The organism is Roseateles sp. YR242 (assembly GCF_900109745.1).
GTDB lineage: Bacteria > Pseudomonadota > Gammaproteobacteria > Burkholderiales > Burkholderiaceae_C > Roseateles.
Window position 1 is genome coordinate 559506 of sequence record NZ_FOAV01000001.1, and the last position, 13246, is coordinate 572751.

Sequence of the window (13246 nt, forward strand, 5' to 3'; positions counted from 1 at the left end):
GAAGAACGCCGACGCAAGAGCGCCGGGCCCAGGGAGCCGGCCAATAGAGCCGGCCAATAGAGCCGGTCAATGGAGCGGTCAATAGAGCTGCCCAAGGGCCGCGCCGTCAATGGTGGCCCGGCCGATCGTAGCGGGCATGATATCGGCATGGACGAACCGAGATTGCGCGTCACCGTGGAACCCCACGGCTGGACTTTCGAGACAGCGCCCGACCAATCCCTGCTGCAGGCAGGGCTGGCCGCAGGCGTGCGCCTGCCCCACTCCTGCCGCAACGGCACCTGCCGCGCCTGCATCACCCAGCTGCGTAGCGGTGAGATCAGTTACCGCATTGAATGGCCGGGCCTTTCCCGCGAGGAAAAGGCCGAAGGCTGGATCCTGCCCTGTGTCGCCTGCGCCCGCTCCGACCTTGTCCTGGACGCGCCCCAGGCCACCCGCCCGGCCGCCGCCCCTCGCCCGACTGTTCTCACAGCGCCCAAGCCGCCTGTCGCCTCGGTGGATGTCAGCCCTGACACGCTGCCGACAACGACGCAAAAATGAAACAGGCGGTGTGACCTGTCCATGACAGCGGGCACGGAGCGCGTCGCAATTCACAGAGCCCCCCTTCTTCGCTGTGCCACAGGGGCTGCGGACGGTTCAGCATCGCGGGAGACCGCAAATCGAACGGTCCCCCAACAAGAAGGAAGTGGCATGTTGAAGCTCAACGAATGGCGCCTGCGCAGCCGGGTACTGGCTGGATTTGCGCTGGTGATCCTGTTGATGGCGGTGGCCTCCACCGTAGGCGTGGTGCGTGTGTCGATGCTTCACCAGCGCATTGAGCGGCTGGTGGAAGTGGACATGCGCACGCTGGAGCTGTCCCGCCAGTGGGCGGGTATGACGGAAGGCAACATCCAGCGTCGCATCGTGCAGATGGTGATGGATGACGAGACTTTCGTGAAAGCCTTCACGGCCCGTTCCAAGGAACTCTCCCTGCGCATCGACAAGGTGCAGAAGGAACTGGAAGAGAACATCAAGGAGCCGCAGGGCGCCAAGCTCATCGACCAGATCGGTGAAGCCCGCAAGGCTTATCAGGATGCCCGTGACGCGCTCGCCAAGGAAAAGGCCGCCGGCAATGACATCAAGGCGGCCGCTGCCACGAAGCTCATCCCGGCCATGAATGCCTACCTGGAAAGCATCGACAAGTTTGCCGAGCACACCCGTGACCTGTTGCAGGCCGCCCGTGTGGAAGCGCAGAACGAAGCCCAATCCACCCGGGTGCTGGTGATCAGCCTGATGACGGTGGCGATCATCCTGGGTGTGATGGTGGCGCTGGTGATCACCCGCTCGGTGACCGAGCCGCTGGGCCATGCACAGACCCTGAGCCAGGCGATTGCGGACGGCGACCTGCGCCAGACCCGTCGCGTGGAGGGAAGCGACGAAGTGGCCGCCTTGAACCGTTCGCTGCAGGAGATGCAGGCACGGCTGGCATCCACCATTGCCGGCGTGCGCTCGGCGGCGGACCAGGTGCGCCATGCCTCCACCGAGATCGCCACCGGCAATGCCGACCTGTCCAACCGGACGGAGCAGGCCGCCAGCAGCCTGGAAGAAACAGGCGCGGCCATGGCGCAACTCAGCGAAGGCGTGAAGCTCAATGCGGAAGCCGCGCGCGAGGCGGATGGCCTGGCCAAGACGGCTTCTGACGTGGCGGGCCGTGGCGGCGCGATGGTGGATCAGGTCATCAGCACGATGAACGACATCCAGCAGTCGTCCAACAAGATTGCCGACATCATCGGCGTGATTGACGGCATCGCCTTCCAGACCAACATCCTGGCGCTGAACGCCGCAGTGGAAGCGGCGCGGGCCGGCGAGCAAGGCCGTGGTTTTGCGGTGGTGGCGGGCGAAGTGCGCTCGCTGGCGCAGCGCAGCGCCGAGGCCGCCAAGGAGATCAAGACGCTGATCTCCGCATCCGTGGAGCGCGTGGATGGCGGCAGCCGCCTCGTGGGCGAGACGGGCAACACCATGCGCGACGTGGTGAGCAGCGTGCAGCGCGTGACCCGCATCATCGGTGAGATCTCCTCCTCCAGCGCCTCGCAGGCACTGACCCTGGGAGAGATCGGCCAGGCGGTGTCGCAGCTGGACCAGATGACGCAGCAGAACGCCGCGCTGGTGGAGCAATCCGCCGCAGCGGCGGAAAGCCTGCGGGATCAGTCCGCGCAGTTGGTGGAGACGGTGTCGAGCTTCAGGCTCGGTTGACGCCGGGCCTGTTATTCCTTCGTACCGAAGATCTTGTCCCCGGCGTCTCCCAGCCCGGGGATGATGTATCCCTGCTCGTTGAGGTGGGAGTCGATGGCGGCCGTCCAGCAGCGCACTTCCGGGTGCGCCTTGGTCAGCGCAGCAACGCCCTCAGGCGCGGCCACCAGCACCAGCGCGCGGATGTCCTGGCAGCCGCGGGCCTTGAGCAGGTCGATGGTGGCAATCATCGAGCCGGCGGTGGCCAGCATGGGGTCCACGATCAGGGCGGTGCGTTGCTCCAGCTGACCGACGAACTTCTCGAAGTAGTTCACCGGCTGCAGGGTTTCGTGGTCCCGCGCCAGGCCCACCACGCTCACCTTGGCGTTGGGCATCATGTCCAGCACGCCATCCAGCATGCCCAGGCCCGCACGCAGGATGGGCACCACCGTGACCTTGCGGCCAGCAATCTGGTCCACCTCCACCGAGCCGCACCAGCCGTCGATGGTGGTCTTCTCCAGCGGGAAGTCGGCCGTGGCCTCATAGGCCAACAGGCGGGCCACCTCGCCGGTGAGCTCGCGGAACTTCTTGGTGGAGATGTCAGCCTCCCGCATCAAGCCGATCTTGTGCTTGACCAGGGGATGTTTGACTTCAATAACGGACATGAGGATGGACTTTGGGGACGAGATGAACCGGATTATCCCCCGCAAAGATCATGCCCGGCCTCGCCACTGAATGGGGTGACCACCCGAGACCGCCTCCCACCTCGGCGGGGTCACCCAACCGCTGCCGCAGCAGCGGCGCGGGCAGCCGCCCCAGCCCTCAGCGCGAGCCCTGGCGCTGCCGCAGCGCCTCATACAGGCACACACCCGCCGCCACCGACACATTCAGGCTTTCCACCGCCCCCTGCATCGGGATGCGCACCAGCTCGTCGCAGGTCTTGCCGGTCAGTTGACGCATGCCCTGCCCCTCGGCCCCCAGCACCAGGGCCACGGGGCCTTTCAGGTCCAGGTCGTACAGCGTTTTCTCGGCCTGGTCGGAGGTGCCGATCACCCAGATGTCGCGTTCCTTCAGCTCATTCAGCGTGCGAGCCAGGTTGGTGACCATCAGGTAGGGCACCGTATCCGCCGCGCCGCTGGCCACCTTGGCCACGGTGGCGTTCAGGCCGACCGCGTGGTCCTTGGGCGCCACCACGGCATGCGCACCCGCGCCATCGGCCACACGCAGGCAGGCGCCGAGATTGTGCGGATCGGTCACGCCGTCCAGCACCAGCACCAGAGGAGGACCTTCCACCTCGTCGAGCACGTCGTCCAGCGAATGGTGCTGTGCCACGGGCTTGACCCGTGCCACCACGCCCTGGTGCCGGTGGGTGCCGCAGAGCTTGAGCAGGCGCTCGTCGTCGCTCTCCACCAGGCGGGCGCCCGCAGCCTCGGCCTTTTCCAGGAAGCCGCGCATGCGCTGGTCCTTGCGCGTGGCGTCGAACAGGATTTCCTGCACCGACGCCGGCGCGGTCTTCAGCCGCACGGTAATGGCATGGAAGCCGAACAGGATCTGGGTCTTGCCGCCGGCCGCCGGGGCGTCGCCGCCCCCGGCCCGGGATTGTCTGGATGCGCTCATGCCCCGATTGTCGCCGCTCCGCAGCCTGCCGGGCAGGCCCGCAGCCAGCCGCTCAGAACAGGCCCAGCCACTGCGCCCCCATCAGCGCGCCGATCAGCACCGGCTGGTGCAGCATGTAATAGGAGAGTGACCACTGCCCCAACACCGCCAGCGGCTTCAACACCTTGGGCAAGGGCTTCTGCAGCGCCAGGCGCACCTTCTGCGTGCGCATCAGCGCACAGCCCCAGAGCATGGGGCCCAGCCAGGGCAGCAGGGGCACATAGTCTTCGGTGAGCGGCTTGTGGGTCACCAGGCCCACCCAGTTGGTGGTGCGCGTGTCGAAGATCGGATGCGCCACCACCAGGGGCAGCAGCACCGCCAACAGCCCCAGCAGCACCAGCCAGGGGTTGGGCAGGCGCGAAAAACCGAACCGCACCAGGATGAGCATCAGCGCCATGCCGTGCAGCACGCCAAAGCTGATAAAGGAGCGCGGGAACATGAACCACGAACCCAGCGACACCAGCAGCGCACAGGCCATGATCTGCCCCCAGCGGCGCCAGAAGCGCTCCGCGCTCTGCTGCTGCGCCAGCGCCACGGCCTGCCCCATGCCGGCACACAGCAGGAACAGGCTGACGATGGCGGTGCGCTGCCAGGTCCAGAACGGGTCGCGGTAGAAATCCTGGTGAATGAGCCGGAAGAAGCTCAGGTCAAAGCAGAAATGAAACACCGTCATCCAGACCATGGCCAGGCCGCGCAAGGCGTCCAGACGGGGATAACGGGGCGTCGGCACGACAACGGCCAAGCCCTCCGGGCCCATCAGGGGGCCGGGACGGGTAGTTGGGAAACGGACCTTCGAATTCATCGGGCCGCAGTCTACCGAAGGCGGCTGGCGCGCCGATGACGCAGACGTTCGTTCCGGGGGGATCCACAGAGTTCAAGCGGACCCCCTTAAAGGGGGCAGTCCTCACACTGATTTACATGCCACCGGGCAGAGATGCAAACAGATGTGTGATTGAGGCGCGTCCCTATGAGCCTGCCAAGTTCTTTGCGGCAGATGGCACGCTGCTGGCAGGCTTCCTCAACGACTTGAAGGCAGGCCGCTACGACCGACTTGGTCGCTGAGCCATAGGCTGGCACCAAGGCTGAGCCGTTCGCGTTCGGCCGCTCAAATGCGGCACAGCAGTTGCGGCACAGCAGTTGATGCTCGCAGTGGGCCCCCGGGGCCGCTCAGGAGGCGGCCGGTGCGGCGTGTGCGTTCTTGCTCGCGTCGGCCGGCTTGGCTGGCCTGTGCTTGGGTTGTATGGGACCGATCTCCCGGGGTTTGGACGTCTCCACCCCGAAGACCATGTCCCCGATCGTGGCGCCATCCGGCAATGCCAATCCCAAGAAATTGGCCGCCACCGCCCACAGGATCACCAACACAGATGCAGAGAACTTGAGCCATCGCATGGCACCTCTCCTCTTCCGCTGAATGAATCGCCGTCACCGGCAAAGCATGTCATCCATCGTGGCCCAGTGCAGGCGAGCCAGACACCCCCCGTACAGGAGGAGGTCCCGGCGGCTTGTCACAGGCAGTGGGTGCATGCCGGCGCGTGGTGAGAGCGGGCAATCAGCGGGCCCGATTTCGGGTGGAAAGGGGCAGACCGTGTCACTCAAAAAGAATGGCCCGCGCAGTGGCGGGCCTTATGGGCGCTCCCCGGTGAAAGGGGCGGGATGCCGGGTTGCAGGCTATTGAAGCGGCGGGAACAAGGGGCGGGTCTTGCCAAGCTCCTGCTGCACCAGCGCATCAAACCAGGACTGATCGTTTTCCCAGCACACGCCTTGTGCTTCTGGGGCATTCCAGCCAAAGCTGAAGGGGCTCGCGGCCGAGCCGGTGCCGCGCGGGTCCAGCACGCGGATGGCGTAGTCCGCCAGGCCGGCCCAGTGGGCGCGCTGCACGGCATCGGGTGCCTTGGCGGCAGCGGCCAGCATCTGTTGCCGCAGGGTCTTCATTTCCTCGCGCATCAGCGGCTTGCTGTCGTCCAGCGTTGCGCCCGGTGCCATCACGCGTTCCGCCAGCAGCTCCAGGTAGCCACGCTGCAGGTTGCGGCGGATGGTGCTCACGCGGCCGCCGGCGTAGAGCTCCGTGAAGATGCCCCGGCGCACATCGTGCAGGAGGTCGTCCACGCCGTAGGCCTTGTCGCCCAGTTGCGCGGATTGGTCCTGCAGCCGTCGGGTACGGCTGCCGTCCAGCAGGTAACGCAGCAAGGATCGCTGATAGACCTGCAACGTGAGGTTGGGCTCCATGGACCGCAGGCGTTGCGTCACCGTGGGTTCCAGCAGCCACTGCGGCGTCGCGAAGAGCTGCTCATTGAGCAGCTTCACTGCCTTGGCCTGCTCGGCCTTGGGCACCACCTCGGCCACCGGACCCGGTTGGTCGTTGTGCTTGTTCTGCGTACGGTAGCCGCCAACCAGGGTCACCACATGGCTGATCTCGCGCGCCCATTGCATGGCGGAGGCCCGGTACAGCGCCTCCAGTGTGCGGTCATCCTGGCCGTCCGGCGGCGTCAGGGCCGGCAGCTGCTTGATGATGCGCTTGAGGTTGCGCACGCCGAGCGTGGTGGCGGTGATGGGGTCGGCATCACCCACGGCTTCCACGTTTTCACCGGCGTCGCCGCCGTCCGCCTTGGGTGACGAGAAACGCAGCCAGGGCTTGGTGTCCTGCTCGCGGGCCCAGGCATTGAGCGTGGGCAGCTCGTCCTCCGGCGTCGCGGCCGAGGGAATGGGCGTGTAGCCCCAGCGGGTGGCGAAGACATCATAGGGGCCGACGCCAGGGATCAGCAGGGTCGGGTCCACCTTGTCTTCGGGCTGGACCAGGTAGTTGAACCGGCTGTAGTCCATCAGCGAGGGCACATGGCCCATGGTGCGCAGCCATTCCGGGTCCCGCAGCTTCTCCACCGGGTAGAGCGAGCTGGACTTCATGTTGTGCGGAAAGCCCAGCGCATGCCCGACCTCGTGGCTGACCACGAAGGTGACCAGATCCCCCATCAGGTCGTCCGGCAGCGGCAGCTTGCGTGCACGCGGGTCGGCAGCGCCAACCTGGGTCACGTACCAGTCGCGCTGCAGTTGCAGGATGTTGTGGAACATCACGACATTGGCGTTGAGGATTTCGCCACTGCGCGGGTCGCTCAGGTGCGGTCCGTAGGCATTGGGGATGGGCGATGGCACCCAGCGGATGATGCTGTAGCGCACGTCTTCCGGATCGAATTCGGGGTCCTCTTCCTTCGTCGGGAACGGGCGGGCCACCACGGCGTTCTTGAAGCCCGCGGCCTCGAAAGCCTTGTTCCAGGCCTCCACGCCCCGCTTCACGTAAGGCACGAAGGCGGCCGGCGTGGCGCTGTCGATGTACCAGACGATGGGTTTGACGGGTTCGCTGAGGGCGGCGTCCGGCTCCTTCTTCTCCAGGCGCCAGCGAGTAATCAGCCGGTCACGCTTGAGCTCCTGGCCGCTGGCGCCGAAGTCCACCCGGGAGACGCTGAAGTAGCCGATACGGTCGTCCATGAAGCGCGGGCGCATGGGCGTCTCCGGCAGCTTGACGATGTTGTAGGCCACGTTGACGCTGCCAGCCCGGGCCGGCGAAGCGGCAGGCACCACCGGCATGCCGGGGATCATCATGGGCATGGCGCCGATCTGGTAGGTCTGCACCGCGTCAATGCGAACACTGCCCGGGAAGGCCTTGGTCTGGTCGATGTAGCTGCGGCTGGGGTCCGGGCCGCTGCCGCGCAGCATGGTACGGGCACTGAAATCGCCAACCTCGCTGAGGAACAGGCGGCTCACTTCGATCACCGGCGCGCCGTCCTTGCTGAAGGCATCAATGGGGAAGCTGGCCAGGATGGGGTCGCGCTGGGAGCGCTGCACGGCATCCGCGTTGGGCTTGGCGGGGTCTGCCACGAAGGCGTGGGAGATCTGCTGGAGGTACAGGCGGTTGTTCTTCTGGACAAACCGCACCACGTCCTCGTTCAGCGCCCGGCCCACGTGCTCGACGCCTGCGGGCACCTGGGTGGCCGTGAGCACCATCAGCAGGGGCTGGTCCAGCAGCGCCTTCGGAATCTCGAAGTAAAGCCGGGTCTTGATGGTGTGCAGCTTGAACAGGCCGTCCTGCGTCTTGGCATCGGCCGTGATGACCTTGTCGTAGGGCTTGGGTTCGGTGGGGTCCTGGACGGCCGGAGCGCTGGCACCGCTGGCCGCAGGGGTGGCAACCAGGGGGACGCGGGCGACAGGGCCGGAGGCGGGGGTGGGGGCTGGGCGAGGGGCCGAAGCGGCTTGGGCAGCGGCCGTGGCAGCCGCGCCTGACTTGTTCGCTGTGGTGCCCGACGTGGCGCACGCACTCAGCACGATGATGGCTGTGGCCACCAGGCCCAGCGTGCCGCTGGCGGGCCTGACCCACCGCTGGGCCACGGAAACAGCAGGCACCACGCTGGTGCCTCGCGAAAACGAGGCGCTGGGCGCGGCCCCGAAGATTCTTGTCATTGATCCCTCTGGATGGATGTCCGGTTGAGGGATGCTAACCCGTTGGGAGGGCGGTTTCTGGCGAGGGGCAACGCACCTGCCACTGCTCCTCACGGCAACAGCTCCCCCGTCAGCCACGCCCTCGCGTCCCACGGATCACCCACATCCGCAGCCTCTTGCGACCAGGCCACGTCCCCCACCGCTACCCCGCAGCCCTTCAGCCACGCCTTGGCGGTCGCCACACGAGCCCGGTCGGAGCCCAGCGAGTACGGATGGGCACGAAACGCCCGCTCGGCCCCCGCCACATCTCCCAAGGCCAGCCGCGCGGCCAGCGGCCAGGCGCCGGCGACACCGCTTCGCTCATAGCCAGGCGTATCGGCCGCCGCCGCCAGCCCGCGAAGTGTCAGCCGATCCCGCAAGGCCGGCAGCGCGTAGTGCTCCACCAGCGAAGCCATCGTGGCGCCCAGCGTTTCAGCGGTCACCCGTCGCGCACGCTGCAACCGGCCGTCCTCACGCCACCTGATCCCATCCGGCAACGGCGCGGCTCCCGCTGCGCCCAGCTCGGAGAGCCGAAGCATGCAGGCTACATGGCTCGCGTAGTCCGGCACCTGCCATGCCAGCGCCTTGCTGTAGGCAAAGGGCCGGACCGCGCTCAGCAGCTCAATCAGCGCGGGCACCTTGACGGTAACGTGCAGCCAGCAGGTGCGAAAGCCATATGCCAACCCGAGCGTCACCGCTTCCACACGCGGCAACACGTCCGCGTCCGAGCGGCGGTGAAACACGTTGTCGGCACGCACAAATCCGAGCGGCAGCAACACAGCCTCGATGGCAGGCAGCACGGCGTCCATCTCACGGATGGCATTGAAGCGGCGGCTTCTCATGATCGAGGGTCCGGCAGGCCTACTGCACCCGATCCCACGACTCGCCGTCATCGTCCGTCACCCACATGATCCCCTGCAGAGACACTGCATACGCCTTGCGGCCGTCCCGTGAGAAGAAGAGCTGATTGAAGAAGACCGGCGCCTCGGTGGTCTCGGTCCAGGTATTGCCGCCATCTCGGGTGTAGGTGAACTTGCTCGGCGAGAAGAAGCCGCCCTTGAAGGCCACACCAATGGACTTGTCCTTGAACGTGGGCATCAGCATGAACCGTGAAGCCGTTGACTCCTGCCAGGTTTGGCCCAGATCCCGGCTTTCGTAGGGGTCCACCTTGATGGTGGAGATGCAGCGGCAGCGCAGCACCCCATCTGCCGAGGCCGAGAACATCTGAGCGGCCCCCGGCAGCTTACGCAGGTCGTCCCGCCCAGTGGGCAGGTCCAGCACGGCGAGTTGGCGGCCTGGCACGGTGGTCACCAGGGTGTCGCTCACAAGGGCCGAGTGCGGTGTGGCGCCCTGAACGTCGAAGAACCAGTTGATGTCCATCGGATGGCTGGACGCCAGCTTCCATTGATCCGTGCCGGCAGGCGCGCGGTAGACCTGCACATCCTTGCCGCCCTTGAGCATCGTCAGCAGCACCTCATCCCGCCACACGGTCAGGTCCACCACCAGCCCGAGCGGCAACTGGCCGCGCAAGTTGTTCCAGGTGGCGCCACGGTCCTTGCTGAGTTTGACCACGCTGTATTCGCCCCCAGCGATCCAGTCTCCGGCAGGCGTGACCAGCACGGCATCGATCGCCACGCGTTCACCTACATCAAACGACTGGCGCTTCCAGGGCGGCGACCAACGCCCCACCACCCCATTGGCGGAGCCATACAGGAAGCTGCCCGCCTCGTCCTCATGCGGGGAGGCAAAGCCCCAACTGCGCGTGATGGACAGCCGCTGCATCGACCCCATGCTGGGCGGCACAGTGGCCTCGCGCCAGCCCAGCGTGGGTTGGCGCAGCAACGGCGCGATATCCGGCAACAGCTCCCGCACCAGCTCTGGCGTCAGGGCGTCGCCCCCCTTGGGGGCATGCGTCAACAGCGAAGATCGGCTGTCTTCCCCAGCAGTCTGGACCAGCACGCCCAGATCGGTGATCTGCCCGGCCTTCACCTCGAAGCGGCTGAACTTTTGGTTCACCCCCATCCAGGACTGCACGCACATGGCGCCACACTGCATGGCGGAGAACTTGACGAAGCGGTAATGGCCGGGCGGGAGCGAGCCTGCATAAAGCGCACTCCGCGAGGCCCCGACCGTGGTGGGGGCGATGCTGTAGACCTTTTCCTTGCCGTCAGAATGGCTGTCGTCCAGCCCCGGCAACCTGGCAATCTCCAGCGCCTGCCAGTTCTTGAAGTAGAGCGAGCTGGACTGCACGTTCGGCAGCACACGGATCACCACCGCGCCATCGGTCTGCGCCTGCAGCTTGGGGCTGCGATATTCCACCGAGGCACAACCGGACAGCAGCATGGCGCCCAGTGCCATCCACATGCCCACGCCCAGTCGCCGGGCCCACGCGGTCCATCCGTGACGCATGGTCACCTCCCCCTCGAATTCGTTGATGTCTTGATTGGCCAGTCTTGCTGGCCCTGTTTGTGCCAAGATTGTAAAGAGGCCCAGGGTAAAGTGCCTACTTTCCCGCAGAGGCCCCATGTCTGCTCGATTCCCCGCCCACCCCATGCCGCTCAGCCTGCCGCGCGCCGAGTTCACGCAAACGTCGAGACCTCGCCAGTGACCCACGAGCCGTCCATCGTCCCGTTCCCGACGCTGCAGTCCTGCGCGGAAGAGCCCATTCACATCCCAGGCTCGATCCAGCCGCACGGTCTCCTGATCGCCCTGCGCGAAGGAAGAGTCGCGGCGTGGAGCGACAACGTGCCAGCCCTGCTCGGCATTCAGCCGACGCTGGGCATGCCCTGGCAGAACGTGTCGCTGCCCGGCACGGTGCATGGGGAGCTTTCCATGTTGGCCGACGAAGCCGCATTGACGCTGGGCATGCCGGCCTTCTGTGAGATCGAACTGGGTGGCAAGGCCCATGACGCCGTCGTCCACGTCCACGATCACCACACGCTGATCGAGATCGAACCCCGTACCCAGCCGCTGTCCCCCCTGAGCTCCCAGGCGCGGGTGTATGACCGGATCCGTCGCGCGGGTTCGCTGGAAGCCGTCCTGCAAGTGGCCGTGGACGCCATCCGCACCTGGACCGGTTTTGACCGGGTGATGGCCTATCGCTTCCGCCATGACGACAGCGGTGAGGTGCAGGCCGAAGCCAAGGTGGACACCTTGTCCTCCTACCTCGGCCTGCGTTACCCCGCCAGCGACATTCCCGCCCAGGCGCGCCGGCTCTACCTGCTCAACACGCTGCGGCTGATCCCGCACGTCAGCTACCGGGCGGTGCCACTGATCGGCCATCCGCAGGCACCGCCCCTGGACCTGACGCATTCGGTGCTGCGCAGCGTTTCGCCGATCCACGTCGAGTACTTGCACAACATGGGGGTGGGCGCTTCCATGAGCGTCTCCATCGTCCTCAACGACAAGCTCTGGGGCCTGATTGCCTGCCACCACATGAGCTCGCTGCAGGTCCCCTACCCCGTACGTTCGGACTGTGATGTGCTGGCCAACATCCTGTCGTCGGCCATCGGCACCATCGAGGCTCGCGAACTGGCGCGAGGCCAGGCGCAGACGGCCTCGCTCATCGCCCAACTGGCGGGTGACCTCACGATCGCGGATGACGCGATCAGCGCACTGCTGGCGCAGTCAGCCGGGCTGCGTGACGTGCTGCGAGCCGATGCGGTCATCCTGGTGCAGCAGAGCAAGGTGGTGTCCGATGCGGCGCTTCCTCAGGATCTGGCCGTGGCCATCGCCACCACGCCATGGACCGGCGACATGCCGGCGCTGCGGAACTGCCGGGGCGACTGGCCGGAACCGTTGCGGCACATGCTCGGCCAGTGGGTGGGCGCGATGTGCGTTCCGTTCGATGCCAGCAATGGCGGCCTGTTGATTGCGTTGCGCAAGGAGCAGAAGGAGACCGTCCGCTGGGCCGGACAGCCGGACAAGGTGGTGGCGCGTGGCCCGAACGGGCCTCGGCTGACCCCCAGAGGTTCGTTCTCTGAATGGCGGGAGCAGGTCGCCGACTGCGCGGAGCCGTGGAGCGAAATGGACGAGCGGTTCGGCAAGCAGATCATGCTGGAGTTGCAGCGCACGACGGCTGCGAGGCAGGCCGACATCGAAGCGGCCCGACGCAACCTGCTGGCGATGCTGAGCCATGATTTACGGGATCCGCTGCAGGCCATCCAGATGGTGGCGGGGGTTCTCAAGCGAGAGCCGGATCCCTCGCAGACAGGACGGCTTGGTGCACGGCTGGATGCCTCCAGCGGGCGCATGCATCGACTGATCACGCAGGTGCTGGACTTCAGCCGCGCTGACGTGGGCATGCCGTTGCACGGTGACCTGAGGGAGCTGGACATGGAAGCGCTCCTCCACGATCTGGTGGAGGAGGTTCGCATGGGCCATCCAGGTTTTGAGATCGTGGCATCGACGTCGGGGCCGGCAGCTGTGGTGGGCGACCCGATCCGCCTGGCGCAGGCCATGTCGAACCTGATCGCCAACGCACGCAACTATGGCGCGCCTGGTCGGCCGGTGACCCTCTCTCTTGCGCCGACTGACGACGGCGGCCATCGCTTTGCTGTCGCGAACGAAGCCGAGGAGATTCCGGCAGCGATGGCTGCGGAGCTGTTTGAGCCGTTCAAACGGGGGCAGGATCGAGGCGCCCACAACAGGAGTGGGCTGGGCCTGGGCTTGTTCATCACGCGCCGCATCGTGGAAGAGCATGGCGGCACCTTGGCTTATCGGTATGTCCATCCGAATGTCATCTTCGAATTTACGTTGGGGCCGCCGCGCCACTAATGCACGGATCGAGGGGCGCCGTTTTACCCGGGTCTTCACATGGCCGCGGCGGCTAGGCCTATACTCGCGCCACTGCCTCCCCAGGCAGCCGTAAGCGTTCACGTCAGCCAACGCACCATCGGATCCACGCTCGCGCATCGCG

The 13246-nt window shown here is 66.2% G+C and carries 10 protein-coding genes; 3 read left to right on the forward strand and 7 right to left on the reverse strand.

The features are described 5' to 3' along the window. Window positions 1-147: 147 nt before the first annotated feature. Together BMY53_RS02425 and BMY53_RS26650 are read left to right on the forward strand one after the other, a co-directional pair. Window positions 148-537, forward strand: a complete 390-nt coding sequence (locus BMY53_RS02425) for a 2Fe-2S iron-sulfur cluster-binding protein (protein ID WP_092943223.1) — start codon at window positions 148-150, stop codon at window positions 535-537. A gap of 150 nt (window positions 538-687) precedes the next feature. Next, the gene (locus BMY53_RS26650) at window positions 688-2229 is read left to right on the forward strand and encodes a methyl-accepting chemotaxis protein (RefSeq protein WP_177200677.1); all 1542 of its coding nucleotides are present in this window, start codon (window positions 688-690) and stop codon (window positions 2227-2229) included. Between the two features lie 11 nt (window positions 2230-2240). Here BMY53_RS26650 and upp read toward each other — a convergent pair whose 3' ends face one another. From upp to BMY53_RS25830, 7 genes are all read right to left on the reverse strand, one after another. After that, on the reverse strand, window positions 2241-2870 hold the full coding sequence (gene upp / locus BMY53_RS02435) for a uracil phosphoribosyltransferase (protein ID WP_092943227.1): 630 nt from the start codon (window positions 2868-2870) through the stop codon (window positions 2241-2243). Window positions 2871-3027: 157 nt separating this feature from the next. After that, on the reverse strand, window positions 3028-3822 hold the full coding sequence (rlmB, locus tag BMY53_RS02440) for a 23S rRNA (guanosine(2251)-2'-O)-methyltransferase RlmB (RefSeq protein ID WP_092943228.1): 795 nt from the start codon (window positions 3820-3822) through the stop codon (window positions 3028-3030). A gap of 52 nt (window positions 3823-3874) precedes the next feature. Further along, window positions 3875-4618, reverse strand: coding sequence for an acetyltransferase domain-containing protein (locus BMY53_RS02445; protein ID WP_092943230.1), 744 nt, complete (start codon window positions 4616-4618; stop codon window positions 3875-3877). Window positions 4619-5028: 410 nt separating this feature from the next. Then, window positions 5029-5250: a hypothetical protein gene (locus BMY53_RS02450; protein ID WP_092943232.1), complete on the reverse strand. Its 222-nt coding sequence runs from the start codon at window positions 5248-5250 to the stop codon at window positions 5029-5031. A 279-nt stretch (window positions 5251-5529) separates the two neighbouring features. Beyond that, window positions 5530-8310 carry a zinc-dependent metalloprotease gene (locus tag BMY53_RS02455; RefSeq protein ID WP_092943234.1) on the reverse strand — a complete coding sequence of 927 codons (2781 nt, stop codon included), beginning with the start codon at window positions 8308-8310 and terminating at the stop codon, window positions 5530-5532. 89 nt (window positions 8311-8399) lie between these two features. Next, a complete protein-coding gene (locus BMY53_RS02460) occupies window positions 8400-9170 on the reverse strand; it encodes a hypothetical protein (protein WP_092943236.1) in 771 nt (256 codons plus the stop codon). Window positions 9171-9189: 19 nt separating this feature from the next. After that, window positions 9190-10737 (reverse strand): WD40/YVTN/BNR-like repeat-containing protein, encoded by a 1548-nt coding sequence (locus BMY53_RS25830; protein ID WP_177200678.1) that lies wholly within the window; start codon window positions 10735-10737, stop codon window positions 9190-9192. A gap of 195 nt (window positions 10738-10932) precedes the next feature. Here BMY53_RS25830 and BMY53_RS25835 point away from each other — a divergent pair, with 195 nt between their 5' ends. Then, complete coding sequence (locus tag BMY53_RS25835) at window positions 10933-13104, forward strand: ATP-binding protein (protein WP_177200679.1); 2172 nt, start codon at window positions 10933-10935, stop codon at window positions 13102-13104. The last annotated feature ends 142 nt before the right edge of the window (window positions 13105-13246 follow it).

Excerpts from the sequence above, each read along its gene's own strand:
- BMY53_RS02460 (WP_092943236.1), bottom strand. The coding sequence starts at position 9,170 with ATGAGAAGCCGCCGCTTCAATGCCATCCGTGAGATGGACGCCGTGCTG.
- BMY53_RS26650 (WP_177200677.1), top strand. The coding sequence starts at position 688 with ATGTTGAAGCTCAACGAATGGCGCCTGCGCAGCCGGGTACTGGCTGGA.
- BMY53_RS25830 (WP_177200678.1), bottom strand. The coding sequence starts at position 10,737 with ATGCGTCACGGATGGACCGCGTGGGCCCGGCGACTGGGCGTGGGCATG.
- rlmB (WP_092943228.1), bottom strand. The coding sequence starts at position 3,822 with ATGAGCGCATCCAGACAATCCCGGGCCGGGGGCGGCGACGCCCCGGCG.
- BMY53_RS02455 (WP_092943234.1), bottom strand. The coding sequence starts at position 8,310 with ATGACAAGAATCTTCGGGGCCGCGCCCAGCGCCTCGTTTTCGCGAGGC.
- upp (WP_092943227.1), bottom strand. The coding sequence starts at position 2,870 with ATGTCCGTTATTGAAGTCAAACATCCCCTGGTCAAGCACAAGATCGGC.
- BMY53_RS02425 (WP_092943223.1), top strand. The coding sequence starts at position 148 with ATGGACGAACCGAGATTGCGCGTCACCGTGGAACCCCACGGCTGGACT.
- BMY53_RS02450 (WP_092943232.1), bottom strand. The coding sequence starts at position 5,250 with ATGCGATGGCTCAAGTTCTCTGCATCTGTGTTGGTGATCCTGTGGGCG.
- BMY53_RS02445 (WP_092943230.1), bottom strand. The coding sequence starts at position 4,618 with ATGGGCCCGGAGGGCTTGGCCGTTGTCGTGCCGACGCCCCGTTATCCC.